Genomic DNA, 26,272 nt, shown 5'->3' with positions numbered 1-26,272 from the left:
AGGGGCAGGAATTCAGGTTGCAAAAAAGGGGGGGATGGAAGATAATATGTACGGATTACTCAGTTTTTTTCTGTCGAAATATGGAGAGCGAACAGGGCCCCGGAGAACTCCGTGGCCTTGTGTATTATTTTCGCCGTTCTTCGTCGGAGAGGGGGGAAGGACTGTGAGCAGGGCTTTTGTCAAGGAAAACGAAGACCAGGAAAGTTATCTCGAATGGCAAAAGCTTCTTCGGGACAGGGAAGAGCTTCTTCGGATCCTGGAGAAGAAGAAAAAATATCTTCAGGAAGACCCGGCAGCCGCAAAAATTCCGGAGAAGAGGAGAAAGGAAATGATCGCGAAGTTCGAGGCCGAGGCCGAAGAGGTCCGCGGGCTGCTGGAAGAAATGCTGAAGGAGACGAGGACGCCGTGATCTTCTCCTCCTGAGCGTCATGAGAAAAAATGAGGCCGCGAATGCAGGGGATGGCGTCTTTCCCGGAGTTCGGCGGCCTCATTTTTTTGGGCGGCTCGGGGACATTTATCCCATGTGACGCGTTCCTTTCCTGCCCGGAGGGCGCGGCGGAGCAGCGAAAGACGCTCGTATGGGGCAGGAAGCGGACGGAGCGGAGTTTTCCGGTGAACCGCCCCGGGGCGGTTATTCTGGAAGACGGCGGATGTAGAGAAAAGTGAATTTATGATACGCTGTCTTCGTGAAATGGAGGTGGTCCGTCATGGACAGGAGAGAATTTCTGAAAAGAACGGCGGTTCTCGGCCTCGGAGGGGCGGCGCTGCTGCTTCCGCGGAGCGTCCGGAGAGCCTTCGGTGCCGGGGAAGGTTTGCCGGGGCTCGCGGCGGTGAGGGGAGGAGAGCCGGGAGAGATGTTCGAACGGGGGGTGGCGGCCCTCGGAGGAATGGAGCGTTTTGTGAAAAAAGGTCAGACGGTGGTGATCAAGCCGAACATGTCCTGGGACGTCCCTCCCGAGCGGGGAGGGAACACCAATCCCGAGTTGGTGGAGCGGATCGTCCGCCGCTGCCTCGAGGCCGGCGCATCGAAAGTGTACGCCTTTGACCACACTTGCGACCTGTGGCGGAACAGTTACCGGAACAGCGGCGTGGAGGAAGCGGTAAAGCGGGGAGGAGGAGTGGTCGCTCCGGCGGATACCTCGGGCTACTACCAGAAGGTTCCCCTCCCCGGGGGAAGAGCGCTGAAGGAAACAGCCGTTCACGAGCTGATGCTCGAGTGCGACGTCTTCATCAACGTCCCCGTGCTGAAACACCACGGGGGAGCGGGTATCACCATGGGAATGAAGAATCTCATGGGAACGGTCTGGAACCGGGGTGAGTTCCACGCGAAGGGCCTGCACCAGTGCATCGCCGACGTCAGCCTGTTCCGGAAACCGGCCCTGACGGTCATCGACGCTTACCGAATGATGACCCGCAACGGCCCGAGGGGAACGTCGGAAAGGGATGTCACCCTGCTCAAGGCCCAGATCCTGTCCACGGACATCGTGGCCGGGGATGCGGCGGCGGCGAGGATTTTCGGCGCCGACCCGAAGAACGTGTCCTACATCCGGAGCGCCTCCGAGATGGGTATAGGAACCATGGACCTGGAATCCCTGGGGGTGGAGCGGATTGCCCTCTGAGAGCCCTCTGCCCCGGAAAAAAAGGCGGGCGGGGAAGGCACGCTTTCTTCTCGCCGGCGGCCTCGCTGTGCTGTTTCTCGCTCACTTTCTTTTCCGGCCGAGTGAAAGTGCCCTGCCCCTTCTGCCATCGCTGCAGGTCGTTCCGTCCATTCTTAGGTGGTGGGGAGGAGCGGCCGTACTGGCCTTGGGTGCCCTGCTCGCCGGGAGGGTCTACTGTTCCGTTCTCTGCCCCCTGGGAACCTTCCAGGAGGCGGTGTGGCGGGCCGGCGGGCGGCGCCTTTCTGGATACGCTCCGGGATCCCGGGCGCGGTACTGGACCCTGGCTCTCGTACTGGCGGCCGGCGCTGCCGGTGTGTCGGCCGTTCCCGCTCTCCTGGATCCCTACGCCGCCTTCGGCAGGGGGGTTACCCAGCTTCTCCGGCCCCCTATGGCCGGCGGGATTGACAGCCTCGCCGGTTTTCTCGAGAGCCGCGGTCTGTACGGGATTATCTCCAGGGCGGGGCGCATTCCCTTCGTGCCCGGGCTTTTCTGGGGCACCGCCGCTTTCTTCCTGGTCCTGACCCTGTGGTCTCTCCGGAAAGGGCGCCCCTTCTGCGATGCCCTCTGTCCTGTGGGGACCTTTCTTGGGCTCTTTTCCCGGTCGTCCCTTCTCTCCGTCCGGTTTTCCGGGGAAAACTGCACCGGCTGCGGCCTGTGCGGCACCGTCTGCCCCCAGAGGTGCATCTCCGTGAAGGAGCGGAAGGTAGATGCCGACCGGTGCGTTCTCTGTCTCCGGTGCGTGGACGCCTGCCCTGGAGGGGAACTCGCCCTTTCCTTCGCCCCTCCGGGAGAAAGTCTCTCCCGGAGAGGGCTGCTCAGGACGGCGGCGGGTTTCACCGCCGCTCTCGGGCTGACTTTATGGAGCGCGAAGAAGGACGGCACCGTTCCGGCGGGAGCGTCCTCCTGGGATGAAAAACTCCCCCTCTCCCCTCCGGGGTCGAAGAGCCGAGGGAACTTCACGAAAAAATGCGTGGCCTGCACGGCCTGCGTGACTGTCTGCCCGGCGGGGATTCTCCGCCCGTCGCTGGGGGAATGGGGGCCGGAAGGGCTTTTCCAGCCCGTCCTTGACTACGGGAGGGGATACTGCCAGTATGGATGCACCGCCTGCGGCGACGCCTGCCCCACGGGGGCCATAGAGTCTCTGGAACCGGGGGAAAAACAGCTCGTTTCCATAGGAAAGGCCCGCTTCCTTCGCCGGAACTGCATCGTCCGGAAGTACGGGACGGCCTGCGGTGCCTGCTCCGAGCACTGCCCCACCCAGGCGATGCGCATGGTTCCTTTCCGTGGAAACCTGACCATCCCCGAGCTGGACCCTTCCATCTGTCTCGGGTGCGGAGCCTGCGAATATGCCTGCCCGGCGGAGCCGAAGGCTGTCACCGTGTCGGGGCTCACGGTGCACGGGAAGATCCGCCCGCTATCGGGCGGGGGCGAGGGGCCCACTGTGGCCCCCCTGGAAGAATTTCCATTTTGACCGGCAGAGAACGGAGATGACGGCATGAACCTCGGAATGGGAGAAATACTGCTGCTGCTTGCCCTGGCGCTGGTGCTCTTCGGGGCGAAACGGCTGCCCGAAGTGGGGCGGGCCGTGGGAAGCGCAGTGAAGGAGTTCAAGAGAGGGCTTGAGACCGGCGAATCTCCGGAGAAGAAGGAGAATGGAGAGGATGGAGAGCCCGGACAGGAAAAATAGCGAAAGCTATACCGATCACCTGGAGGTACTCCGGGGCAAGATCATTTCGGTCCTGGCGTTTTTCTGCATCTCCGCCGTCCTGCTTTTCTCCTTCGCCTCCTCCATGGCGGCATTCCTGCTCGCCCCGCTGGAGGGGCTTGGAGTGTCGCTCTATTATTTCCGGCCCTATGAAAAACTGCTCACCTACATGCGGCTGGCCTTCTGGGGCGGAATGGTGCTCACCGCCCCCCTCGCCCTGGTCCAGGGCTGGCTTTTCATCCGGCCCGCCCTGCGGCGGAGCGAGGCGAAATACCTGCTGGTCGGCGGAGGGATAGTGCCTGTGCTGTTCGCCGCCGGGTCGGCCTTCGCCTACCGGGTCATCGCTCCCCTGGCACTCCGGTTTTTCCTTGCCTTCGGAGAGGGGGACAATATTCTTCCCCTCTGGGGATTCGGGGAATACGCTTCCTTTCTGTTTTCCCTGCTGCTGGCGTCGGGACTGGTGTTCCAGGCCCCCCTGCTGCTTCTTGCCCTTCTGCTTTCGGGAGCCGTCTCCCTTCGGACCGTTTCCCGCCTCAGGCCGTGGATCATCCTCTTCATCGGCCTTGCGGCCGCCCTGCTGACTCCGCCTGATGTGGTGTCCCAGGTTCTGCTCGGAGTACCCCTCTACCTGCTGTTCGAGCTGACCCTCGCCGTGGGCAGGATTTTCATTGCCCGTCGGGATGACTCCGGGTGATCGGCGCCGCGGAAAAGATGATCACCCCGGCCGGGACGAGCATGGGAAGCGATACGGTTTTTCGCTGTTCACGGTCGGATCTCCCTCAATCCGCTCCCCGCTGAGGTGCGGATTGAGGTGTACCGTGCGGTCTGTTCAAACCATCACCCTTCATTTAGAATAGGAAAAACGCCGCCGTTCAGCAGGAAGGAACCGGTCCGGGGGATGATGCGGCCGTGGTGCCCGAACAGTCCGTGAACCTCGAACCTCGACCAGGTGATTCTTTCCTGTCCTGCCGTCCTGACCAGCGGGAGGATGGATCACTTCCCCCGCGTGAATTTCGTCACGGGGAACGTTTCCCTGTTCGGTTTGTCCCCCGATAACCTGGCGGAGGGTCGGGCAACCCTGGATTCCCTGAAAGCGGGGAACGGCTTTCGGCCCGTCAGCGGGGGGCCTGCGTGGAAGTTCTCCGGAAGAATCCGGAAATTATCGCCGTCGGAGTGAAATCCTTCGGGAGAGGAGGGTGAGAGGTTCGTGAGCGCAAAAGATGTTCTCAGCCTTGACCGGATCATAGCGTCCAGCCCCGTGGTGATCCTCTGGGGCGAGCCGGAGGAACACCATCCGGTGGATTTCGTCACCGGGAACATCGCCCGTTTCGGCTATACCGTTTCCGAGATCGTTCTCGAGGAAATCCCCTTCCTGTCCCTCGTCTTTCCCGAGGACAGGGAGCGGGTGAAGAGAAAATTTTACGAAGCGGTCCTGAAAAACGTCCCTTCGCTGCTGCTCGAGTACCGGATCGTCACCAGGGACGGGGAGGTCCGGTGGATCGAGGACAGGACATCCTTTCACCGGGACGGGCACGGGAAGGCCTTCGCCTACCAGTCAAGCCTGATGGATGTCACCGACCGCAAGGTTGCCGAGTTTCGGGCCCTGGAAAGCGAGGAGAGGCTCTCCAGGGTGCTCGCCGCCTCCAGGGTGGGGGTCTGGGAGTATTTCCCGGAAAGCGACAGTTTTTCCAGTTCCGGGCACGGCGATATCCTCTGGCTGGAGGACGAGGAGTTTCCCCTTTCCAGGCAGGATTTATTCGACCGGATCTTTTACCCGAAGGAGAATGAAGCCGCGAAACCGGCATGGGAGAGACTCCTTGCCGGGGAGGACACCTTCCTCGACGTGGAGTTGAGGGTGGTCACGAAGGACGGCGGATCCCGGTGGGTTGTCTTCAAGGGGTTTCCCGTGAGGGACGGAGAGGGCCGGCTTCTGCGGGTGACGGGGCTCACCATCGACGTCACCGATCTCAAGGAAGCTGAACTCCGGGCGGAAGCCCAGAACAGGCGGCTCGAACTGCTTCACTCCATGTTCCTCTCCTTTATGGAGGAGCTGGACTCCACCGCCCTCCTCCAGCGCATTCTGGCGAAGGCAGGGGAGCTCGCCGGGACGGAGCACGTATCCCTTTCCGTCTACCAGGAAAAGAAGAACACCTTCCTCCGGATCTTCGGCACGGGACTGTATGCCGCCATGGTGAACGAGACCCGCCCCGTCTTCGTGGGCATCTCGGGGGAAGTCTACAGGGAGAAGAAGAGTATCGTCATTCGGGACTACCGGAACCATCCCGGGCGGACCCCCGATCCGAGGCTCTCGGAGATCACCACCATCATCGCCGTGCCCTTTTTCCAAAGAAATAAAATTATGGGCGTCCTGTCCGTCGCCTACACGGACGTCTTACCGGAGATCGACCGGGAACTGCCGGCCTCCCTGGACCAGTTCGCCGCAGCCGCATCCATCGCCCTGGAAAACGCCCGGCTGTACGAGGAATCCCGGCGGGAACTCGAGGAAAGAAAACGGGCCGAGGAGCGTCTCCGTTTTCACGGAAAGCTTGTGGAGGCCGCCGCGGAAGGAGCCAGCTTCCTTCTTTCGCTTGAGGACGGGGAGCAGGCCATGAACTTCGCCCTCCGGAGCCTTGGGGAAGCCCTGGGCGCCCGGAGGGCCAACCTGTTCCGCAACTGCACCGGCCCGGACGGGACGAAAAATGTCCGCCTCCTGGCCCGGTCGTCGGCTTCATGGGAAAAGGGAGTCCCCACTCTTCCGGAGACCCTTTCGTGGGAAGAAAACCTTTTCTCCGTCTACACCCTCCTTGCGGAGGGGGGAATCTACACCGGGCCGATTCCCGACATCGGGAGCCTGCCGGGGAAAGACCTTCCGGAGGGGGGATCTCTCTGGTTCATGGCTGTTCCCATATTCTTCCGGTCGGAATTCTGGGGGTTCCTCGGATTCAGCTTCGAGGACAGCGTCATCCCCGTCAGGGCAGACGAGACGGATGTGCTCCGGGGCGCGGCCTACAACCTGGCCGCCTCGGTGATCCGCTGGGAGTCGGAGCAGGAAGTGCTTCGGGGGTATGAAAAGCTCAGGAACACGTTCAACGACGTGATCCGGACCATGGGGCAGATCGTGGGCAAGAAGGACCCCTACACCATCGAGCACCAGGAGAGGGTGGCCGTGCTGGCAACGGAAATCGGCGCCGGCCTGGGGCTGGACGGCGAGAGGCTTGAAGGGCTCCGCATCGCCGGGCTGGTGCATGACGTGGGAAAAGTGGAAATTCCAAGCGAGATCCTGAGCAAGCCCGGACGGCTGTCTCCCCTGGAGTTCGAGCTCATCAAGACCCATGCCGGTTCGAGCTACGACATCCTCAGGGAGATTGACTTCCCCTGGCCGGTGGCGGAGATCGCCAGGCAACATCACGAAAAGCTCGACGGATCGGGCTACCCGAGGGGGCTGAAGGGTGATGAAATCCTTCTCGAAGCCAGGATTCTCACCGTCGCCGACGTGGTGGAGGCCATGGCGTCCCATCGGCCCTACCGCTCGTCCCTCGGCCTGGCGGCAGCGCGGGAGGAGATAGAGAAGAACAGCGGTATTCTCTATGACCCCGAGGTAGTGCGGGCCTGCGCGGCCGTGCTGGAAAGCAGTCCCGGTATTCTCGGCGCTAGCTGAGGCCGCCCGGAGTTCTCAGGGCTCTCAGGGAGAGAAGGCTTCCCAGAATGACCAGGGTAACCAGGGAAAAGCAGACCAGGAAGCCCATGGAGGTCAGCTCCCCGGGCCGTTCACCCGGGAAAAGGCTGATGATCGCGCCCGTTCCCCACTGGAACACCACGGTGAGAAAGATGACTACCGTGTTCATCGCCCCGAGAAGGGCGCCGGTGTTCGCTCCCCCCGCCTGCTCCTTGGTGGCCGAAGCATAATGGACGGAGCAGAGTCCGTTGGCCGCCCCGACACAGAAGCCGCACACTCCCGTCACGGCGAGGGGCAGCCCGAAGGCGACCGAGAGCAGCAGGGCCGTCCATGAGAGGCCGTTGAAAAGGGACCAGAAGCACATGGCCCTGAACCTGTCTTCCGTCCTCCCCCAAAACCTCCCGAGAATCACCGTCCCCAGGAACATGCCGATGCTGATGAGGGACGCCCAGATCCTGGCCTCCGGGGCGGGAACGCCGTAGGCCGTCCGGTACCACGACACGGCCCACAGTCCCTGCAAGGAGAGCTGCGCCGAAGCCGAGACCGACCAGACCACCAGGAGATTTCTCAGGTAGGACGAGGAGACGATCATGCCGAAGGCCTCCCGGAGCCTGGAGAGGACCGACCGGGGATGTTGCCCCGCGAAGACGGGCCGTGCCGGCACGGGGTCGAACATTCTCTCCTTCCAGAGCAGGAAGGCCATGGCAAGGCTCACTCCGGCAAGCCCCGCGAAGGTGGGGGACAGGCCGAGGGCATCCAGGAACCACCCGAGAGGGGCTACGGAGACGATGGCGCCGAGGGCTCCCAGGGCCATGGTGACGCTTGAATAGAAGACGTACCTGTCAGGAGTGAAAGCGCTCGCCTGGTAGACAAGGGCTCCGCCGTACATGGGGGCGAGGCCGATCCCCGTGAGGAGCCGCCAGGCTCCGAGGGAAAAGGGCGAGGGCTCGAAGACGAGAAGGGCCGTTCCGAGGGCCGTCAGGGCCATGCCGCCCGCCATGACCCTCAGGGGGCCGAACCGGTCGTGAAGGGCCCCCGACACGGCCTGCATGACGGCATAGGCGTAGTAGTAAAGGCTGGAGAGAAAGCCCGTGAGAGCCGCTCCCATGCCGATGCGGGCCGCCTGCTCCGGCAGGACCACCGATGCCGAAACCCTGAAGAAGAAAGAGAAAAAGTAGGCCGTCACCAGGCAGCCGAAGAGAAAATGGGCCCGCCCCGGTGAGAGGACGGCCGCTCCGCCTGATTCGCCTGACTGGGATAAGCTGATTTTCATGAGAAGTTCTCCTTGTGGACTTCTGATGTCTGATGCTGAGACATATGAGCTTCCGGGAAGAATAGCATCCTTTCTCCCCGAAGTCCACGGGGAGGGCGGATTTAGGGGCTCAGAACTCCATTGACAAAGGGAACGGGGGAAAGTAAGATTAGTCTAACCAGAAAGTGAGTAACCTCTCACTTTTTAAGGAGGCAGTACATGCCCGTATCCTCGAGGATAGAAGACTACATGGAAACCATCTTTGCCCTGGAGATTTCGGGGAAGGAAGCCACCGTGACCGACCTCGCCAATACCCTGGGAGTAGCCAAGGCGACGGTGGTCGCCGCCGTGAGGCGGCTCGTGGCCGCTGCCATGGTCGCCCACGAGCGGTACGGCGCCCTGCGGCTCACCGAGGCGGGGAGGGAACGGGCCCTCCACATCTACAGGCGCCACGAGCACCTGACCTTCCTTTTCCAGGACGTCCTCGGCTTCGAGCGGGAACGGGCCATGGCAATGGCCTGCGCCATGGAGCACGAGATGGACGAAACGTCCGAGGCGCGGATACTGGGGTTTGTGGATTATCTCGTCCGGGCCCGGAGGGACGGGAAAGAATGGGTTCAGGACCTTCTCTCCGTCATGGGGGACGAACGGAAGCTGCCCCGACCCCTCTCGATGATTCCGAAGGGCGAAAAGGGCGTGGTGTCCAGGGTGACCGCCGACGGGCCGCTCAGGCTGAGGCTTTTCGAGATGGGCTTTGTTCCGGGTACCGTGGTGGTCAGAAGGGGAGAGGCCCCGCTGGGGGATCCCCTGACGGTGGATGTGAGGGGGTCGGAAGTGGCCCTCAGGAGAACAGAGGCAGCATCGGTCTGGATATGCGCGTGTCCCGAATGAGGCGCGCCGGGGGAGGAAGAAAAAATGTGTCCCATAACCATCATGCCTGAAGGAAGCGAAGTGACGGTGGCCAGGGTCGCCGGAGGCGGAGAGGCATCGAAAAGGCTTTCCGAACTGGGGCTTGTGCCCGGAGTGCAGGTCAGCGTGGTGCGGAACGGCGGAGGTCCCCTTCTTCTGAAAGTCGGAGATTCCCGGTTCGCCCTCGGACAGGGCATGGCGCTGAAGGTCTTCGTGGACGGCGCCTGCAGATAGAAAAAAGACGGAAGAAAAAGGACCGGGAGGTTCTTTTTTTCGGCGGAAAATCAAGTTAGATACTACGAACATCAACGGGATCGGAGGAGGTACTATGGGAGCTTTTGGCGGATGCTGCGGAACCGTGACCGAGAAGTCACTCAGTTCTCTTGCCGTGGGTGAAGGCGGCGTAGTTTCGAAAATCGGCGGGGACGGCGGGCTGAAGAGGCGGATCCTTGAAATGGGGCTTGTCCCCGGCACCGAGATTCGGGTGGAGCGGAAGGCTCCTCTGAACGATCCCGTATCCGTGTGGTTCAGGGGATACGAGCTCAGCCTGAGGGTCGACGAGGCCGACGCCGTGTTCATCCGCCCGAAGGGCTGCGCTGGATGCGGCGGGGGGTGCAGGTGATGGGCTACACGGTAGCCCTTACGGGAAACCCCAACACGGGCAAGACGAGCCTGTTCAACGCCCTGACCGGGTCGAACCAGCACGTGGGGAACTGGCCCGGGGTCACGGTGGAGCGGAAGGAGGGCCGGTTCCGGACAGGCGACGGCGAGGTGAAGGTCGTTGACCTTCCCGGGATCTACAGCCTCGGCGCCGCATCCCTCGACGAGGAGATCGCTGCGGACTTCCTTCTCCGGAGCAGGCCCGACCTGGCCATTGTCGTGGCCGACGGTTCCAACCTGGAGAGAAGCCTCTACCTCGCCGTGCAGATGCTGGAGATGGGGACGCCCCTGGTGCTTGCCCTGAACATGATGGACACGGCGGCGGAAAAGGGGATTACCATCGACGTGGAGAAGCTGTCGTCCCTCCTCGGCATTCCGGTGGTTCCTACTGTGGCCCGCCGGAAGGAGGGAATCGAAGACCTCAAGAAGAGGGTGTTCGAGGAGCTGAAGAACAGAACGGCGCCTCCGAATTCCTTTTCGCTGCCCTACGGCGAGCGGCTTGCCCCTCTTTTCGACCGTATGGAGGCGTTTCTCTCATCGAAGCCGGACCTGATCCCGGGGCTTCCTGCCCGCACTGCGGCGGTGAAGTTCACCGAAGGGGACCCCGCTGTTCTCGCGGCGGCGGAGACCGCAGGAATCCGCCGCGAACTGGAGGCCATTCTTTCACGCGAAGGAGCCTCTGTGGAGGCATCCCTGGGCTACGACCTCCAGACGGCGGTGATCGAGCGGCGGTGGGGCTTCGTCTCGGGCGTGACCGCAGAGGCGGTGACCCGGGACCTCTCCCTGAAGACCCGGCTCTCCCTCTCCGACAGGATCGACAGGGTGGTGACGTCGAGGACTCTCGGCCTCCCCCTGTTCTTCCTGGTGACATGGGCAGTCTTCAGGCTCACCTATGCCCTGGGAGATCCCCTGGTGGAGATATTCGAAGGGCTCTTCGAGTCCCTCGGCGAGCGATCGGCCGCATTTCTGGCGACTGCGGGGCTGTCCGATATCCTGGTCTCCTTCATTCAGGACGGCCTCATCGGGGGCGTGGGATCCGTGGTGGTGTTCTTCCCCCACATCTTTATCCTCTTCGCCTTCATCGCCGTCCTCGAGGACTCGGGGTACATGGCCAGGGGCGCCTTCGTCATGGACAGGATCATGCATCTCATGGGGCTCCACGGCAAGAGTTTCATTCCCATGCTCATGGGCTTCGGGTGCAACGTGCCCTCCATGATGGCCACCAGGATCCTCGAACGGCCCAGGGACAGGATGATCACCCTGCTCATCCTTCCCTTCATGAGCTGCTCGGCCCGTCTTCCGGTGTTCGTTCTCTTCTCGGGGGCCTTCTTCGGCGCTCACGCAGGAACGGCCGTCTTCTCCCTCTACATCCTGGGGATCGTGGTGGCCATCGGAGCTGCCAAGATCCTGGGGAGCACCCTTTTCAAGGGAGAATCGTCCCAGCTTGTCATGGAGCTGCCCCCCTACCACATACCTTCGGCGGGGATGGTGCTCCGGCATGCCTGGGAGCGGGGATTCCTCTTCCTGCAGAAAGCGGGAACCTTCATCCTCCTCTCGGTAGTGGCCGTGTGGGTTCTGGCGAGCCTCCCCCGGGGCGTGGAGTACGGCTCCGAAGACAGCCTGGTGGGGAGCATAGGGAAAGCGCTCGCTCCGCTGTTCGGGCCCGCTGGGTTCGGCTTCTGGCAGGCGGCGGTGGCCCTCTTCTTCGGATTCCTGGCCAAGGAAGTGGTGGTGGGAACCTTCGGCGCCCTGCTCGGCGCCGGGGAGGCCGGGCTCACGGCAGCCCTTCCGTCTCTCTTCACCCCTCTCTCCGCCTATGCCTTCCTCGTGATGACCCTGCTCTATGTCCCCTGCGTGGCGGCGGTGGCGGCCTTCAAACGAGAGACGGGAAGCTGGAAGTGGACCTTCTTCATGATCGCCTACACCACCCTCGTAGGTTACGGCGGCGCGGTTCTCGTCTACCAGGGAGGCCGTCTTCTCGGCCTCGGGTAAGGAAAAGCATCACAGACACCTTTCAGCCCCTTCCCTCCCGGACAGGGGCTTTTTTCTTCCATTTCCGCCCGGGTCTGGTAGAATGAGCCGAAAACACCGGCATTACCGGCGAACAAGGAAAGGACGATGGTGTTCATGGGCCTTCTCTTCGAACCCCTCTCCCTGGACAAAGCGGAACACTACAGACAGCTCTACGAAGCCTGCCCCAGGCGGTCATCCTACTATTCCTTCGGCAGCCTCTGGGCCTGGCGGAACATCTTCGGCTTCTCCTGGGCCTTCCGGGAGGGCCTGTGCTGGATACGCACCGCTTCGGGGACCCTGTGGGCCCCCGTGGGTCCCTGGGAATCGGCGGACTGGCGGAGGATTCTCCCCGAACTGTTTCCCGAAAGGGCCGAATTTTCCTATGCCCCGGACGGCCTCGCAAGGGTACTGACCGAGCTTTTCCGGGACAGGATCGTCGCCCGGGAAGTCCGTTCCCAGTGGGAATACCTTCATTCCGTCCGGGACCTCATCGCCCTGAAGGGCAACCGCTTTTCCAGAAAGCGGAGCCACATACGCCAGTTCGTGAAAAACTATGCCTTCGTGTACCGTTCCCTGGGCCCCGACGACGGTGAGTCCGTCCTGGAGGCCCAGAAACTATGGCTCGCTGAACGCCCCGAATCCCCCGCCCTTCTCCGGGAGAACGGGGCAGTGGAGGAAATGGTCAGGGAATGGCGGAACATCCCGGGACTTCTCGGCGGGCTTCTCGAGGTGGACGGAATGCCGGCCGCCTACACCATCGCCGAGGCCATTCCGGGCGACACGGTGATGATCCATTTCGAAAAGGCCCTGCCCTCCTATAACGGGGCCTACCAGGCCATCAACCGCATGTTTCTCCAGAACACAGCCTCTTCCTTCACCACGGTGAACCGGGAGGAGGACCTGGGCGACGAGGGAATGCGCGTGGCGAAGATGTCCTACCATCCCGTGGGCTTTCTGAAAAAGTACACCCTCTCATGGTTTCCCGACTGATCCCCTCCCGCCGTTTTTTCCGGCCCCGGGGATTCACCCTGGCTGAAGTCCTGGTGGTCCTCGCCCTTTTCGGTCTCATCGCCGCCCTGGCCTTTGCCCCGTCGGTGGTTCTTGTCAGGGGGCTGGAGAACGCGAGGGCGGAGACGGCGAAGGAACAGGTTTCGGACTATCTCCTGGGACGGATCGCCGCAGAGATGCGTCTCTCTCCCCGCTCGTTCCCGGGCGGACCGGCGGTCGTGGCCGTCCGGAAGGATGTCCTGGGAGGCCTGGCTGACGACCGGGTTGCCTTCTGGAGCGACTACGGCGGGGAGCCGGGAGTCCGGGCATGGAAGGTGTTCCGCCCCGGAGCGGGCAGGGACGGGGCTCCGGGGGTATATCGCTGGATCCTTCCCCTGGCGTCCCCGGGGGCGGTGGACTGGGAGAACCTGGACCCTGCCGGAGGCAGACTCATTGTTCCCGGCGCGGATTTTCTGAGGGTATCCATTCTCTCCGCGGAAACGGGCGAATGGGGCGATGACTATGAAGGCCCGAGGCCGAGGGGCGTCCGGTTCGAGGCCAGGGCAGGAAAGGAGGCGTTCCTCCGTGAGGACTGGCTTCCTCCCGAATAGACCGGTCCGGAAAAAACGAAAGGGGCTCGTCCTCCTCTCGGTCCTCCTGGTGTCCCTCTTCCTGCTGGCGGCCTCCACCGGATTCGCCGTCTTCGCCAGGAGATCCGTGAGAACCTTTGACGGACAGCGGCGGGCTTTCACGGCCAGGATGGTCTGCGAGGCCGCTCTCCCAGCGGCGAAGGCCCTGATCGGGCTTCACCCGGGAAAGGCTCACGCTCCGGGGGACGATATCTTCTCTCTCCGGACCCTCGAGTTTCCCGAAGCGGGCGTGACGCTGGAAATGGCCGTCACTCCCCTGAACGACCGCTTCCCGCTGAACGGGCTCTTCCTTCCCGACGGGAGAACGGTGAGATCCGAGCTGGCGGGACCGTGGAGAAGGCTGTGGCGGCAGGCCGGGGCGGAAAATCTCGAGGCCGTGGTGCTGGACTTCCTCGACGGAGACGGGGAGCCCCGCCTCGGCGGAGGCGAGCGGAACGGGTACCTGAACAGGCCCCTCCTTTCACTGGAAGAGCTGCTTTTTGTTCCCGGAATGACGGCGGACATTCTCTACGGAACGGAAACCCGCCCCGGGATCGCCCCCCTGGTCACCCTCCGGTCAGACGGAAAGATCAACGCCAACACGGCTCTCCCGGAGGTGCTGGCCCTTCTGGACGGCCTGGACGGGAACATCGCCGCCGACCTGGTCCGGGCGAGGGAAGCCAGGGTTTTCGCCTCCATGGAGGACCTGTCCTCCGTGCCGTCCTTTCCGGCATCGGCCAGGGCGCGGCTCATGAACGTGATCTCCTTTACGAGCAGCCATTTCAGGGTGTCCTTTCTCGTTGAGTTTGCCGATGGTCAAAAGACCCCGCTGGAGGTTATACTGGAACGAAAAGGCGCGGTGACCGACACGGTCCGATGGGAGGAACCGTAAATTACCAGACGGCAGATTTCCTCGTTTTTCCTCAAGACCAGGGACGGATTTCGCCTCCTTGAAAACGGCGGCAACCCTTCCGGAGAAAAGAGTGCCGGGAACAGCATTCCTTCCCGGGGCGCCCTTGTCCTGTACCCCTTCCGTACCCTCTCGGCGCACCCTTTTTCCTTTCCCTTCCGCTCGCTGAAGGACGTGCGCGGCGCCCTCTCCCTCAGATTCAGCCCGCTGCTTTCCGGGGAGGAGGCCGTGGACATCATCCCGTGGATCTCCGGCGTCGGAGGCGGAGGAGCCGAGGGAGCCGCATGGTGTGTGGCGGCCTCCGAGGTACCCGGAGACGGGGACGGGGTTCCCCTGCGGGGAAACATCTGCTGGCCCCTCCCCCTGGCCCTGGCTTCCATGGTGGACGGCGAAGGGATCACCGTTTTCCGCGGGATGGGTGTTACCGCCTCGGCGGTATTTGCCGGAGGCGTTCCCCTCTTCTGCAGGTGCGGCAGTGAGGAAGACGGAGCACCGGGTCCTGAAGAGGGGGACGGCATGGACAGGGATGTTCGTCTCTGCAGAGAATTCGCCCTTGCTTCCGGCCGCGAGGATCTTGCCGCTTCGGTCTGGACAGGGACATCCCCCGGCGAGCTCCTTGAGGCAGCCCGACAGACTGCGGCCCGTTTCCCGGCCTTTCTTTCCGTGAACATTTCCCGGCCCGCCCTGAAAGCCACTCTCGCCCGGGAGAGAACGGCCCGGGTCCTCAGGAACTTTTCCGCCGCCGCCGCTTTTCTCGGGGCGGTCTTTTGCGCCGTTCAGTTCTCCCTTTCCCTGCAGGTCCGTTCTTCCCTGGAGAGGCTTTCAGCCGAGGCGGCGGCCCTCTACCGGGAGATCGCCGGTCCGTCGGAGCGAATCGTGGACCCTCTCTCCCAGGCACGGGGCAAGCTGGCGGAACTTCGGGGAAGCGGAGGGGACGACAGTTCTCTCTCCCTCTTTCTCGGTCATCTCGGAAGGGTGTGGACCGGCGGAGACGGGGGGAGGAAATCCGGCTTCCCGGTCCTCGACCGGATGCGCTACACCGGCGAGAGTGCCGAGCTGACAGGGACGGCCCGGACAATGGAAGCCATCCAGGCCCTCCGGACGGCGGCCGATTCCCGGGGGTTCAGGGCATCTCTGGGGGACATCCAGCAGATCCCGGGCGGAGGATTGAGATTTTCCCTGTCCCTGAGGAGGGAAAAGCCGTGAAACGCTTCCTGTCCGCCTCCTTGCCCTCCCTCCTGGGAAAGGACGACAGCGGTCCCGGGGTGGAGCACCGGACCCTTCTCCTGCTGCTCCTGGCCCTTCTCGCCTGGGGGGCGGCCTTCTCCCTCTGGAGCGACGGCAGGGACCTTCGGGCGAGGAGAGAGCTCCAGAAAAAACGGTTTGACGACCTTGCCGCAGTGATCGGGGAATACCGGGTGCTCCGGCAGGCAGCGGGGACAGGACGGATTCCCCTTCCCGCCGACGGCGAGGAGGATCTCCTCACCGCCGTTTCCAACGCCGTGGCCTCTCTCGGCCTCCGGTCGAACATGCTGAGCCTGAGCAGCACCACGGGACGGGGGGGTGGCAGCGCCGTCTCCGTGACGCTGGAGGGCCTGTCCTCGGAGAGCCTGGCCCGTTTCCTCCAGGAGACGGAGCGGAGGGGCATCTATTCCTTCTCCGCCGACCTCCGGGCGGTCCGGAGCCCTTCGCCGGAAGGGGCCCCGGGGCGGACCATCACCGCGGTGCTCCTTCTCGGGAGGCAGGGGCCATGAAAGCCGGAAGGGCGGTCCTGTTTCTCCTTTTCTCGGCGGCGGTGTTCGGGGCGTCCTTCCTGGCATTCTTCCCCTTCGGGGCAGGAACGGAGGCGGCCTGGAGCAGGGCCGTCCGGGCAGCGTCGGAAAAGGGTTTTTTTCTTGACGCTTCTTCAGTATCCGCAGAGGGACGCCTTCCTCCAGGGGCGGTACTCCTCAATGTCCGGCTCCGGTCCCCTCTCCTCTCAGGAGAGGCCGGCCGGGTGACGGTCGTCTTTTCGCCGTCGGACACCGTGGCCGCTCTTGCCCCGGCGGCCGGGCTCCGGCTCGAGAGGGTATCGGTGAATCTTCCCCTTCCGGGGGAGCAGCCCCTCTTTCTCGCTGCGGTCGAGGCCAGGCTGGTCTTTCGGTCCGAAAGAATCGAGGTGCTGGAATTCAGGACTTCCGGGGAGCTTGACGTTTCCGGGACGGCGGTCCTTTCATCCAGGGGTTTTGCCCTTGATGAGGCCGATCTCGCCATCGGAGGAGAGCGGGCGGCCCTGATGGAACTCCTCCGGCCCCTCCTTCACCTGAGGCAGGAAAAACCCGGAACCTGGATCCTGAAGAGGGGAGGAAGAAACCCCCATGGCACGAATTGACGACCTTCTCCGGGGAGGAGCGCGGTTGGTCCTTCCCCTTCTCGGGGCGGCCCTTTTCTCCGCCATGGCAGGATACTGGGCGGCCGGAATGGTGGAGGAACGGCTGTTTCTCCTGTCCGTGGAAGAGACTGGAAAAATATCGGGCAGAGGAGCGCTGTCTCCGCTTCCGGCGGAAAAAGAGCAGGCCCCGTCCCTGGGGGATTTTGCCGCCGGGGACCCCTTCGGGGCGCCCCCGCCCTCTCCCGCGGCGGCTTCGGCGAAGGCGCAGGAGACGGAAATCACCGTGAGTGAGCTGTACGAGCTGGAGGGCATCCGCCTCGCCGGTACGTTGCCGGGGATCGCGGTCTGGATCGACGAGGGGGGGAAACAGTCCGTCTTTCTCCAGGGCCGGCAGGTGAAGGGCTATGAACTGAGCGAGGTCGGCGAGGACAGGGTGGTCCTCAGAAAAGGCGGAACGGTGGTGAACGTCTTCCTCCGGTACAGCGGCCACACGTCCTCCAGGGCGTCCGCGCCGCCGTCTTCTCCTCCGGTTCTGAACATGCCCGGCCCGGGAGTCACGGCGGCCCGGCCCGGGCAGCAGGGGTCAATTCCCAGGGAAACGGTGGACAACCTGCTCATGAATCCCCTGGACGAGATGAAAAAATTCCGGCTCAGGCCGAAATTCGACGGCGACAGGACATTGGGCGTGGAAGTGCAGTGGGTGGACAGGAACAGCTTCCTGAAGTCCGTGGGGGTGGAGAAGGGCGACGTGATCCAGTCGGTCAACGGGCTGGAGATCCGGAACATGGGGGACGTGGTGAACGTCATCAACTCCCTCATGGGAGGAAGTGCCTTCGACGTGCAGGTCCTCAGGGGCGGCGCTCCCGTTTCCCTGAAGTACACCATCCGGTGAAGGACCCCATGGGACGGGGAAGGAAACGGGGCTTCACCCTTGTCGAGACGCTCGTGGCCGTGGCGGTCCTGGGTCTCGTGGCCGCCGGCAGCATGAGGCTGGCCGTTCTCTCCGTCCGCGCCCTCGGGGAGGTCCGCGCCGGACGGGAACGGCTCGCCCTCTCGAGGAACTTCTGGCTTCGGGCGGTCAGCGGAAAGCTGGAGAGCCGGGGCCGGGAGAACGGAATCTCCTGGGAGACCGGCAGATTCGATTTTCCGGGGCAGGACGGCCTGCCTCCCGGCTATTCCTGCGGGAAAGTCGTCATACGACCCGCCGCAGCAGCGGGGGGTGAGGCAGTGGTTCTTTATGTTCCTGACCGCGTGATTTCAAGGGGGGAAAAACAATGATCCGGAAACTACTGATTTTGGCACTTATCCTGTTCTGTTTCGCACCGGGGGCTCAGGCCCGGACTCCCCCCCAGGACGACGAATTCGCCCTCGTGGAATCGGCCCGGAGAATGAGGGCTTCGGGGAACGCCCAGTTCAACTTCCAGGACGTGGACATGGTGAAGTTCATCCGGTTCATGGCGGAGCTGCTGAACGAAAATCTCGTCCTCACCCCCGGGGTGAAGGGGTCCATCTCGGTCATATCCCCGAAGCCCTTTCCCCTGAAGGAAGCCAGGCAGGTGTTCATCTCGGTGCTGGAGATGAACGGCTACACCCTGCAGCAGGGCGCCGGGTTCAGCAAGGTGGTGCCCCTCCAGCCGGGAAGCTCGGCGGAGCCGGACGTCCGCACCGGGCGGATGGGCCCGGGGGAGGGTGAGCAGACGGTCTCCCAGGTGGTCCCCCTGGACTACGTCACCGCCGACTTCATCGCCGCCGCCGTGAGCCAGGCCTCGGGCCGCATGGTCACCGTGCTGCCTGTGGGCCGGGGGAACGATATCCTCCTCACCGGCAGGGCCACCGACGTGAACAGGGCGGTGGACCTCATCCGGACCCTGGACAGGGCCGACAAAATCTTCAAGTCCCGGACGGTGAAAATCACGAAAGCCTCCCCCGAGATCATCGCCGCCCACCTGGCCAACCTGGCGAAAGTTCCGGGAAGCCCGGTCTTCGGGCTCACCGTTCTCCCCGACGCCCCGGGCAACCAGATCGTCCTCGCCGGGGAGGAGCGGTACATCAACCGGGCGCTGAAGCTCATCGCGGACCTGGACGTTACCCCCAAGTCGGGGGAATTCCACGTGTACAAGCTCGAGAACGCCGATGCCAAGGTGGTGGCGGAGCAGCTGTCGAAGATCCTGTCCGCCCAAGCGTCCCAGGCTGCTACGCCCGAAGGGAAGATTCCCACCACCGTGGTGCCCGACATCCCGTCCAACAGCCTCATCTTTGCCGCGCCGCCCCACCATTTCCAGTCCCTGGTGGAGATCATCCGGAAGATCGACACCTTGCCCCGCCAGGTGCTCCTCCGGGGCCTCATCGCCGAGGTGAACCTGACGAAGCTGAACAACGCCGGCGTCGATTGGGCCACCTGGGGCGGGTCCGTCACGGGGGACGCGGTCCTCGCCGGGCAGCTGAACACTGGGGGCGCTGGTGTTCCGGGGACGATCATCGACTGGTTCCAGAACCTTTCCCGCACCGAGGAGGAATACAGAAGAGACGACGGAACCTACGGGACGAGGACAAATTACAAGGGCATGGGGCTGGTTTACGCCTACATCGACCTGCTCAAGAAGTTCGACGCGGTGAACGTACTCTCCATGCCCCGCCTCATGTGCACGGACAACCTCCCCAGCGAGCTCCAGGTAGGGCAGGTCATCCCCCAGCTCAAGGGGAAGCTTTCGGACGTATCCAACCCGAACGCGGTTCAGAGCAGCTACGAGTACAAGGACACCGGGCTCATCCTCAACGTCACTCCTTCCATCCGAAGCGGCAACCTTGTGGCCCTGGAAGTGGAGCAGGTGGTGGAGGACGTGCTCACCGCCATGACCGCCGAGACCCCTGTAACGGGCAAGCGGAAGATCAAGACCAGCGTCATGGTGAGCTCAGGCAACACGGTGGTCCTGGGAGGGCTCATCAAGGAAGTGGAAAAGAGCCTCCGGAGCAGGGTCCCCGGCATCTCCTACATCCCCCTCATCGGCGGGCTTTTCACCCGGTCGGTGAAGCAGCGGGAGAAGATCGAGCTCATGATCTTTCTGACTCCTTACATCCTTGAGACCCCGGGCGAGGCGGAGCAGATCACCAGGGAGATCGTCTCCGGCGACCACGGCATGAGCGCTCCCGAGGAGAAGCTCTGGAAGCGGCTCGAGAAGGAGTACCGGGAGTCGGTGAAGCAGCAGTCGAAATGACGGAAGGAGACGAAAGAATGGTCCCACGGCTTCCCGACGGAGAAGAAATCGCCCCCCTCATCCGGGGGAAGGTCAGCCTCGACGCCCTGAAGAACGCAGGCATCCTGCCCCTCCGGGACGACGGAGAGCGGCTTGTCGTCGCCCTGGCCTCGCCGGAATGCTTCCCCGCCGCCCAGGTCCTTGCGGCGTCCTTCGGGCGGGAGGCGGCGTGGGAGCTCCACCGGCGGGAAGACCTGGAGCGCCTTTGGGGCCGCCTGTACGACCTGAGAGGGGGCATCGGAGACGACACTCTCTCGGCCGTGGCAGGCATCGACGACGACGACGGGCTCCTTCGGGAAGACGTGCAGAGCGACTCGGTGGACGTCCCGGTCATCAAGCTGGTGAACGGCCTTCTGAGGGAGGCCCTGAAGGTCCGGGCCACGGACATCCACGTGGAACCCTTCGAGAACGAGGTTCTCGTGCGCTTCCGGGTGGACGGGGTCCTCCACGACCGGCTCCGCCTTCCCCGAAACCTCCAGGCGCCTCTGACGAGCAGGGTGAAGGTCATGGCGCGGATGGACATCGCCGAGCGCCTCGCCCCCCAGGACGGCCGGATCGGCATCACCGTGGGGAACCGGGCGGTGGACATCCGGGTCAGCTCCATTCCGGTGCAGCACGGCGAACGGCTCGCCCTCCGCCTGCTGGACAAGGGCTCGGGGCTTCTCAGCCTGGAGGATCTCGGCATGGACGCCTCCTCCAGGGAGACTATGAACGTCCTTATCGGGAATCCCCACGGGCTTGTCCTCTTCACGGGCCCCACGGGCTCCGGCAAGACCACCACCCTCTACGCCATCCTCCAGGCCCTGGCGAAGCCCGAGGTGAACATCATCACCGTGGAGGACCCGATCGAGTATGACCTGGAAGGAGTAGGCCAGATCCAGGTGAACGAAAAGGCGGGGGTCACCTTCCCCGCCGCCCTCCGGTCCATCCTCAGGCAGGACCCGGACATCATCATGATCGGCGAGATGAGGGACTACGAGACGGCCCACATCGGCGTCCAGGCATCCCTCACCGGCCACCTGGTCCTCTCCACCCTCCACACCAACGACTCCGTCTCGGCGGTGGTCCGCCTCACCGACATGGGGGTCGAGCCCTATCTCGCTGCCGGGTCCCTTCTCGGCGCCGTGGCCCAGCGCCTTGTCCGGACGCTCTGCCCACGGTGCTCGTACCGGGCCGAAGCGCCGGCTCTCTTCCGCAGGGAGGGACTGACGGAGGTCTTCCGGGGCAGAGGATGCGACCACTGCATGGGCACGGGGTACCGGGGGCGGGTGGGGCTGTACGAACAGTTCATTCTCGATGACGAACTCCGGGAAATGGTGTCGGCAGGCTTTCCCACACAGAAAATACGGGCCGCCGCCCGGATGAAGGGGTTCCGGACCCTCTGGGAGCTGGGACTCGATGCCCTGCGGCAAGGGCGGACCTCCCCCGAGGAGCTGCTCCGGGTGGTCTCCGCCGGGGAATTCAGTCCCTCCGGGGAAGAGGGGTAAACCGTGCCGGCCTTTCGCTACACGGCCTACGATGAAACCGGAACGGTGAGGAAAGGAACGGTGGATGCCCCGTCCTCCCTCAGGGCGGGGGAACTGCTCGCCGCCCAGGGACTCACGGCGGTGGACATCGCCGAGGCAACGGGGCGGAAAACCGGGCGGAGAAGGGGGTTCGGCCTCTCCTACCATGCCCTGTTCTGCCGGGGACTTTCCTCCTACCTGAAGCGGGGGGTTCCCCTCGCGGAAGCCTTGAAGTTCCTGGGCCGCCACTCGTCGGACCGGCGGGTGGCCGATGCCTGTCTTCATCTCCACGAAGGCGTGCAGGGAGGAAAGCGTCTCTCCGCCGTCATGGAGGAGACGGGGCTCTTCCGGGAAGACCTCCTGAGGATCGTGGAATCGGGCGAAAGGACGTCGGCCCTTCCCGGTGTCCTGGAGCAGGCCGCGGCGCTGTATTCTATGCAGGAGAGGCAATGGCGGAAGATCCGGTCCGCCCTCACCTATCCGCTGGCCATGACGGTCATCGGCTTCGCCGTGGTTCTCTTCCTGCTCACCTACGTGGTGCCCCGGCTCGCCGAACTGTTCGCCGACATGGGCCGGGCCCTGCCCCTCCCCACGAGGATTCTCCTGGGTACGGCGGCGTTTCTCCGGGAGTGGTGGCCGGTGCTGGTCCTTGTTCTGCTCGGGTTTTTTTTCCTGGCGAGGAAGAGAAAATGGTCCGTCAACCTTCCCTTTTTCCGGCGCATCCGGGAGAACATCGCCCTTTCCCTGGTGATGTCCCACCTGAAGACCCTGCTCTCCGCCGGGATCCCCCTGGTGCAGGCCCTCAGCATGGCTTCCTCCATGGACTCACGGCCGGAGCGGTGGGTGGAGGCCGCCCGGCTCGTGAAGGAGGGGTTCCGGTTCGACCGGGCCCTGGAGCGGCTTGGCACCTTCCCCGAGGAGACGGTGTACATCATCAGGATCGGCGAACAGGGCGGCGACCTGCCCGGCGCCATCGGCCAGGTGGCGGAGATGAACTGGGAAGAGGCCCGGGACGGCATGGAAAAGGCCGCCACCCTCGCCGAACCCCTCCTGGTGCTGTTCCTCGGACTGGCGGTGGGCTTCGTCGTCATCGCCGTCCTCTTACCCATATTTGACCTGTCCAGTCTCGCGGGGTGACGGGCGGGCAGAACTGAAACGGAGGTTGCGCAATGAGGAAAAGGCAGCGGAAACGGATAGGCTTTACGCTGGTGGAAGTGCTCGTGGTAGTGGTTATCCTCGGCCTGCTGGCGGCCCTCGTGGTGCCCAGGGTGGTTGGCCGGGGCGAGGATGCCAAGAGAACCGCGGCGGCTGTGCAGATCCGGGAGATCGAGCAGGCCCTGGAGATGTACCGGCTCGACAGCAGTTTGTATCCCTCCACGGCCCAGGGGCTGGAAGCCCTGGTGACGAAACCCTCCATTCCTCCCGAGCCGAGGAAGTACCGGGAGGGAGGCTACCTGCGGAAGCTCCCGGTGGACCCCTGGGGAAGCCCCTTCGTCTACCGGTGTCCCGGCGACCACGGAGAATACGACCTGTTCTCCCTGGGTGCCGACGGTGAAGAGGGAGGGGACGGCCCGGGGAAGGACATAACCAACTGGGAATAGGCTTGTCCGGAGACTCTTCCTGGTATAAAATGGGTCAGACTAGTTAGTGTTTTTTTGAAATTTCTTTCTGAGAATATCGATCTTTTCCTCCGAGTCGCCTGCCCTAAAGGATAAACCCCACGGACAGCGACCGTTAGGGTGCGCCCGGAAACAGGCGCGCCTCCCCTTTGGCAAGGAGGACGCTTTCTTGCAAACGGCGAAGCCGTCCTCATGTCTGGAGGACGGCTTTTTTTTCAGCACACGATGAAGGGAGGGATTGGTACAGCGGAAATCATGCGGAGATCCCTGCGCGAAGGGTATTGTGAATAGGAAAGGGGCGGCGGTTTCGGTCCCCGTCGCATGGCCGCGCACAGGTCCGGAACTCTGCCGCCCTGCCCCCTGCCGATGAACGGAAGGAGCTGGGAACAGGATGATTCAGAAAGTCTTTTTTGTCAACGGTGTTGAACGGAACATCATAGTGGAGGATGACAGCACCCTTGCCTCAGTGCTCAGGGAACAGCTCGGGCTGACCGGGACCAAGATCGGATGCGGCCAGGGGCATTGCGGCTCCTGCGGCGTGATCATCGACGGCAAGTATACCCGTTCCTGCGTGTACAAAATGTCCAGGCTTCCTGAAAGAGCCGACATCACCACCATCGAGGGCATCGGCGCCCCCGGGAAGCTCCACCCCATCCAGAAGGCCTGGATCAGGCACGGCGCCGCCCAGTGCGGCTTCTGCACTCCGGGATTCATCGTCTCCGCCAAGGCCCTTCTCGACACAAACCCCAACCCGAACCGGGAAGAAGTCCGGGACTGGTTCCAGGCCAACAGGAACGCCTGCCGGTGCACCGGGTACAAGCCCATCGTCGACGCCGTCATGGATGCCGCTAAGGTGCTCCGGGGAGAGATGGACGAGAAGGAGCTCGATTTCGTCCTTCCGGAGGACGGGCGGATCTGGGGCAGCAAGTACCCCCGTCCCACCGCCGTCGCCAAGGTTACCGGGACCCTGGACTACGGCGCGGACCTGATCCTCAAGATGCCGAAGAAAACCCTCCACGCGGCCCTCGTCCAGGCGAAGGTTTCCCACGCCAACATAAAGGGTATCGACACATCCGAGGCGGAGAAGATGCCCGGCGTCTACAAGATCGTCACCCACAAGGACATCAGGGGGAAAAACAGGATTACCGGCCTCATCACCTTCCCCACGAACAAGGGCGACGGATGGGACCGTCCCATCCTATGCGACGAGAAGATTTTCCAGTACGGCGACGCCGTAGCCATCGTCTGCGCCGACAACTACAAGAACGCCGCCGCCGCTGCCGAGAAGGTGAAACTCGATCTGGAGGTCCTTCCGGCCTACATGAGCGCTCCCGCCGCCATGGCGGAAGACGCCATCGAAATCCATCCCGGCACGCCAAACGTGTATTTCACCCAGAAGATAAAGAAAGGGGAAGAAACGGCCCCCATCTTCGCCCGCTCCGACGTGGTCACCGTGGAGGACGACTTCTACGTGGGAAGGCAGCCCCACATGCCCATCGAGCCTGACGTGGGATTCGCCTACCTGGACAACGAGGGGCGCCTGGTGATCCATTCCAAGTCCATCGGCGTCCATCTCCACCTGGCCATGATCGCCCCAGGCCTCGGCGTTGAGCCTGAGAAGCTGGTCCTCGTGACCAATCCGGCGGGAGGCACCTTCGGCTACAAGTTCAGCCCCACCATGGAAGCCCTCGTGGGCGCCGCCGCACTGGCCACGGGTCACCCCGTCGCTCTGAACTACACCTGGAAGCAGCAGCAGCAGTACACGGGAAAGCGCTCCCCCTTCTTCGTCAACATGAAGTTCGCCGCCGACAGGGAAGGAAAACTCCTCGCCATGGAGACCGACTATTCCGTGGACCACGGTCCCTATTCCGAGTTCGGCGATCTGCTGACCCTGCGGGGCACCCAGTTCATGGGTGCGGGATACGACATTCCCAACATCAGGGGCGAAGGCCGGACGGTGTGTACCAACCATGTCTGGGGATCGGCCTTCCGGGCCTACGGTTCCCCCCAGTCCCTTTTCTCCTCCGAAGTCCTTATGGACGAGCTGGCTGAGAAGCTCGGCATGGATCCGCTGGAGATCCGCCTGAAGAACGCCTACCGGCCGGGAAGCACCACCCCCACGGGACAGGCCCCCGAATCCTATTCCCTGCCGAAGATGCTCGAGGCGCTCCGGCCGAAGTACGAACTCGCGAAGAAGAGAGCCGCCGAAGGCTCCACGGCCCGCTACAAGAAAGGCGTCGGCCTCTCGGTGGGCGTGTACGGCTGCGGGCTCGACGGCCCCGACGGTTCCGAAGCCCGGGTGGACATGAACCCCGACGGGACCATCACCGTCTGCTCCGCCTGGGAAGACCACGGCCAGGGAGCCGACATCGGCGCCATCGGCACGGCCCACGAGGCGTTGCGGCCCCTGGGCATCGCCCCCGACAAGCTCCGCTTCACGTGGCCCAACACGGCGAAATGCCCCAATTCCGGCCCTGCGGGCGGTTCCCGGTCCCAGGTCATGACGGGCAACGCCATCAGGGTGGCCTGCGAGACCCTGCTCAAGGAGACCGCGAAACCCGGCGGCGGCTATATGACCTATGATGAGCTGAAGGCCGCCGGAAAACCCACGTCATTCGCCGGAAAGTGGTCCGCCGTGGATGGGACGGTGTGCGACGAAAACAGTCAGGGCAAACCCTTCGTGATCTACATGTACGGCGTGTTCATGGCCGAGGTGACCGTGGACACGGAGACGGGCAAGACAGCCGTGGACCGCATGACTCTCATGTGCGACTGCGGGAAGATCAACAACCGTCTCGTGGTGGACGGCCAGAACTACGGCGGCATTGCCCAGGGCATCGGCCTCGCCCTCTCCGAGGAATTCGAGGACATCGAGAAGCATTCCACCATGCCCGGTGCCGGGTTCCCCTACATCAAGGACATCCCCGACGACATCGAGGTCATCTACTTCGAGGAGCCCAGGGCCGACGGCCCCCACGGCGCGGCCGGCATCGGCGAGCTTCCCCTCACGAGTCCCCATGCCTCCATCATCAACGGCATCTATAATGCCTGCGGGGTGAGGATCACGAAGCTTCCCGCCTACCCCGAGAAGGTCCTGGCGGCGCTGAAAAAGGAGTAGTGTCCC

At 63.5% G+C, this 26,272-nt stretch carries 24 protein-coding genes and 1 riboswitch; of the genes, 23 read left to right on the top strand and 1 reads right to left on the bottom strand.

Annotated features, from left to right (window positions below):
• Window positions 1-163: 163 nt before the first annotated feature.
• The 6 genes from JMJ95_RS11295 (at window position 164) to JMJ95_RS11270 (ending at window position 7,021) form a co-directional block, all read left to right on the top strand.
• Window positions 164-409, top strand: a complete 246-nt coding sequence (locus tag JMJ95_RS11295; protein WP_290685372.1) for a hypothetical protein — start codon at window positions 164-166, stop codon at window positions 407-409.
• A 298-nt stretch (window positions 410-707) separates the two neighbouring features.
• A complete protein-coding gene (locus JMJ95_RS11290) occupies window positions 708-1,619 on the top strand; it encodes a DUF362 domain-containing protein (protein ID WP_290685370.1) in 912 nt (303 codons plus the stop codon).
• A 67-nt stretch (window positions 1,620-1,686) separates the two neighbouring features.
• Window positions 1,687-3,129: a 4Fe-4S binding protein gene (locus JMJ95_RS11285; RefSeq protein WP_290685369.1), complete on the top strand. Its 1,443-nt coding sequence runs from the start codon at window positions 1,687-1,689 to the stop codon at window positions 3,127-3,129.
• Window positions 3,130-3,153: 24 nt separating this feature from the next.
• Window positions 3,154-3,345 (top strand): twin-arginine translocase TatA/TatE family subunit, encoded by a 192-nt coding sequence (gene tatA / locus JMJ95_RS11280; RefSeq protein WP_290685368.1) that lies wholly within the window; start codon window positions 3,154-3,156, stop codon window positions 3,343-3,345.
• Window positions 3,320-4,057, top strand: a complete 738-nt coding sequence (gene tatC, locus JMJ95_RS11275) for a twin-arginine translocase subunit TatC (RefSeq protein WP_290685367.1) — start codon at window positions 3,320-3,322, stop codon at window positions 4,055-4,057. Before tatA ends, tatC begins: the two co-directional genes overlap by 26 nt.
• Before the next feature lie 513 nt (window positions 4,058-4,570).
• Window positions 4,571-7,021 carry an HD domain-containing phosphohydrolase gene (locus JMJ95_RS11270; RefSeq protein ID WP_290685365.1) on the top strand — a complete coding sequence of 817 codons (2,451 nt, stop codon included), beginning with the start codon at window positions 4,571-4,573 and terminating at the stop codon, window positions 7,019-7,021.
• Here the strand turns inward: JMJ95_RS11270 and JMJ95_RS11265 are convergent.
• Complete coding sequence (locus JMJ95_RS11265; RefSeq protein ID WP_290685363.1) at window positions 7,014-8,312, bottom strand: MFS transporter; 1,299 nt, start codon at window positions 8,310-8,312, stop codon at window positions 7,014-7,016. The two genes, JMJ95_RS11270 and JMJ95_RS11265, sit on opposite strands and share 8 nt — an antisense overlap.
• 198 nt (window positions 8,313-8,510) lie before the next feature.
• Here JMJ95_RS11265 and JMJ95_RS11260 point away from each other — a divergent pair, with 198 nt between their 5' ends.
• The 17 genes from JMJ95_RS11260 (at window position 8,511) to JMJ95_RS11180 (ending at window position 26,266) form a co-directional block, all read left to right on the top strand.
• Entirely contained in the window at window positions 8,511-9,182 is a 672-nt protein-coding gene (locus JMJ95_RS11260; RefSeq protein ID WP_290685361.1) for a metal-dependent transcriptional regulator, read from the top strand.
• A 24-nt stretch (window positions 9,183-9,206) separates the two neighbouring features.
• On the top strand, window positions 9,207-9,434 hold the full coding sequence (locus tag JMJ95_RS11255) for a FeoA family protein (protein WP_290685360.1): 228 nt from the start codon (window positions 9,207-9,209) through the stop codon (window positions 9,432-9,434).
• A gap of 94 nt (window positions 9,435-9,528) precedes the next feature.
• Window positions 9,529-9,822: a FeoA family protein gene (locus JMJ95_RS11250; RefSeq protein ID WP_290685359.1), complete on the top strand. Its 294-nt coding sequence runs from the start codon at window positions 9,529-9,531 to the stop codon at window positions 9,820-9,822.
• The gene (feoB, locus tag JMJ95_RS11245) at window positions 9,822-11,852 is read left to right on the top strand and encodes a ferrous iron transport protein B (protein ID WP_290685357.1); all 2,031 of its coding nucleotides are present in this window, start codon (window positions 9,822-9,824) and stop codon (window positions 11,850-11,852) included. Before JMJ95_RS11250 ends, feoB begins: the two co-directional genes overlap by 1 nt.
• Before the next feature lie 135 nt (window positions 11,853-11,987).
• Window positions 11,988-12,863, top strand: coding sequence for a phosphatidylglycerol lysyltransferase domain-containing protein (locus tag JMJ95_RS11240; protein ID WP_290685356.1), 876 nt, complete (start codon window positions 11,988-11,990; stop codon window positions 12,861-12,863).
• The gene (locus JMJ95_RS11235) at window positions 12,848-13,471 is read left to right on the top strand and encodes a type II secretion system protein (protein ID WP_290685354.1); all 624 of its coding nucleotides are present in this window, start codon (window positions 12,848-12,850) and stop codon (window positions 13,469-13,471) included. Before JMJ95_RS11240 ends, JMJ95_RS11235 begins: the two co-directional genes overlap by 16 nt.
• Window positions 13,446-14,381: a type II secretion system protein GspK gene (locus JMJ95_RS11230; RefSeq protein ID WP_290685352.1), complete on the top strand. Its 936-nt coding sequence runs from the start codon at window positions 13,446-13,448 to the stop codon at window positions 14,379-14,381. The genes JMJ95_RS11235 and JMJ95_RS11230 overlap by 26 nt, the downstream gene beginning before the upstream one ends.
• Entirely contained in the window at window positions 14,382-15,605 is a 1,224-nt protein-coding gene (gene gspL, locus JMJ95_RS11225; protein WP_367153799.1) for a type II secretion system protein GspL, read from the top strand.
• On the top strand, window positions 15,602-16,153 hold the full coding sequence (gene gspM / locus JMJ95_RS11220) for a type II secretion system protein GspM (protein ID WP_290685350.1): 552 nt from the start codon (window positions 15,602-15,604) through the stop codon (window positions 16,151-16,153). Before gspL ends, gspM begins: the two co-directional genes overlap by 4 nt.
• Entirely contained in the window at window positions 16,150-16,770 is a 621-nt protein-coding gene (gene gspN, locus JMJ95_RS11215) for a type II secretion system protein GspN (RefSeq protein WP_290685348.1), read from the top strand. The genes gspM and gspN overlap by 4 nt, the downstream gene beginning before the upstream one ends.
• Window positions 16,757-17,662 carry a type II secretion system protein GspC gene (gene gspC / locus JMJ95_RS11210; RefSeq protein WP_290685346.1) on the top strand — a complete coding sequence of 302 codons (906 nt, stop codon included), beginning with the start codon at window positions 16,757-16,759 and terminating at the stop codon, window positions 17,660-17,662. The genes gspN and gspC overlap by 14 nt, the downstream gene beginning before the upstream one ends.
• Before the next feature lie 8 nt (window positions 17,663-17,670).
• Window positions 17,671-18,048, top strand: a complete 378-nt coding sequence (locus JMJ95_RS11205) for a type II secretion system protein (RefSeq protein ID WP_290685344.1) — start codon at window positions 17,671-17,673, stop codon at window positions 18,046-18,048.
• Window positions 18,045-19,985: a type II secretion system secretin GspD gene (gspD, locus tag JMJ95_RS11200; RefSeq protein WP_290685342.1), complete on the top strand. Its 1,941-nt coding sequence runs from the start codon at window positions 18,045-18,047 to the stop codon at window positions 19,983-19,985. The genes JMJ95_RS11205 and gspD overlap by 4 nt, the downstream gene beginning before the upstream one ends.
• Before the next feature lie 17 nt (window positions 19,986-20,002).
• Window positions 20,003-21,511 carry an ATPase, T2SS/T4P/T4SS family gene (locus JMJ95_RS11195; protein ID WP_290685341.1) on the top strand — a complete coding sequence of 503 codons (1,509 nt, stop codon included), beginning with the start codon at window positions 20,003-20,005 and terminating at the stop codon, window positions 21,509-21,511.
• A gap of 3 nt (window positions 21,512-21,514) precedes the next feature.
• A complete protein-coding gene (locus tag JMJ95_RS11190; protein WP_290685339.1) occupies window positions 21,515-22,666 on the top strand; it encodes a type II secretion system F family protein in 1,152 nt (383 codons plus the stop codon).
• Between the two features lie 32 nt (window positions 22,667-22,698).
• Window positions 22,699-23,130, top strand: a complete 432-nt coding sequence (gene gspG / locus JMJ95_RS11185) for a type II secretion system major pseudopilin GspG (protein ID WP_290685338.1) — start codon at window positions 22,699-22,701, stop codon at window positions 23,128-23,130.
• Window positions 23,131-23,205: 75 nt separating this feature from the next.
• Window positions 23,206-23,324: riboswitch (molybdenum cofactor riboswitch) on the top strand.
• Between the two features lie 215 nt (window positions 23,325-23,539).
• Window positions 23,540-26,266 carry a molybdopterin-dependent aldehyde oxidoreductase gene (locus JMJ95_RS11180; RefSeq protein ID WP_290685337.1) on the top strand — a complete coding sequence of 909 codons (2,727 nt, stop codon included), beginning with the start codon at window positions 23,540-23,542 and terminating at the stop codon, window positions 26,264-26,266.
• The last annotated feature ends 6 nt before the right edge of the window (window positions 26,267-26,272 follow it).

This window comes from Aminivibrio sp. (assembly GCF_016756745.1).
Lineage (GTDB): Bacteria > Synergistota > Synergistia > Synergistales > Aminobacteriaceae > Aminivibrio.
Note: the sequence above shows the minus strand (reverse complement) of the source record. Positions and strands in the feature narration are given on the sequence as shown.

Excerpts from the sequence above, each read along its gene's own strand:
- JMJ95_RS11290 (WP_290685370.1), top strand. The coding sequence starts at position 708 with ATGGACAGGAGAGAATTTCTGAAAAGAACGGCGGTTCTCGGCCTCGGA.
- tatA (WP_290685368.1), top strand. The coding sequence starts at position 3,154 with ATGAACCTCGGAATGGGAGAAATACTGCTGCTGCTTGCCCTGGCGCTG.
- tatC (WP_290685367.1), top strand. The coding sequence starts at position 3,320 with ATGGAGAGCCCGGACAGGAAAAATAGCGAAAGCTATACCGATCACCTG.
- JMJ95_RS11265 (WP_290685363.1), bottom strand. The coding sequence starts at position 8,312 with ATGAAAATCAGCTTATCCCAGTCAGGCGAATCAGGCGGAGCGGCCGTC.
- JMJ95_RS11260 (WP_290685361.1), top strand. The coding sequence starts at position 8,511 with ATGCCCGTATCCTCGAGGATAGAAGACTACATGGAAACCATCTTTGCC.
- JMJ95_RS11255 (WP_290685360.1), top strand. The coding sequence starts at position 9,207 with ATGTGTCCCATAACCATCATGCCTGAAGGAAGCGAAGTGACGGTGGCC.
- JMJ95_RS11250 (WP_290685359.1), top strand. The coding sequence starts at position 9,529 with ATGGGAGCTTTTGGCGGATGCTGCGGAACCGTGACCGAGAAGTCACTC.
- feoB (WP_290685357.1), top strand. The coding sequence starts at position 9,822 with ATGGGCTACACGGTAGCCCTTACGGGAAACCCCAACACGGGCAAGACG.
- JMJ95_RS11240 (WP_290685356.1), top strand. The coding sequence starts at position 11,988 with ATGGGCCTTCTCTTCGAACCCCTCTCCCTGGACAAAGCGGAACACTAC.
- JMJ95_RS11235 (WP_290685354.1), top strand. The coding sequence starts at position 12,848 with ATGGTTTCCCGACTGATCCCCTCCCGCCGTTTTTTCCGGCCCCGGGGA.
- gspN (WP_290685348.1), top strand. The coding sequence starts at position 16,150 with ATGAAAGCCGGAAGGGCGGTCCTGTTTCTCCTTTTCTCGGCGGCGGTG.
- gspC (WP_290685346.1), top strand. The coding sequence starts at position 16,757 with ATGGCACGAATTGACGACCTTCTCCGGGGAGGAGCGCGGTTGGTCCTT.
- JMJ95_RS11205 (WP_290685344.1), top strand. The coding sequence starts at position 17,671 with ATGGGACGGGGAAGGAAACGGGGCTTCACCCTTGTCGAGACGCTCGTG.
- gspD (WP_290685342.1), top strand. The coding sequence starts at position 18,045 with ATGATCCGGAAACTACTGATTTTGGCACTTATCCTGTTCTGTTTCGCA.
- JMJ95_RS11195 (WP_290685341.1), top strand. The coding sequence starts at position 20,003 with ATGGTCCCACGGCTTCCCGACGGAGAAGAAATCGCCCCCCTCATCCGG.
- gspG (WP_290685338.1), top strand. The coding sequence starts at position 22,699 with ATGAGGAAAAGGCAGCGGAAACGGATAGGCTTTACGCTGGTGGAAGTG.
- JMJ95_RS11180 (WP_290685337.1), top strand. The coding sequence starts at position 23,540 with ATGATTCAGAAAGTCTTTTTTGTCAACGGTGTTGAACGGAACATCATA.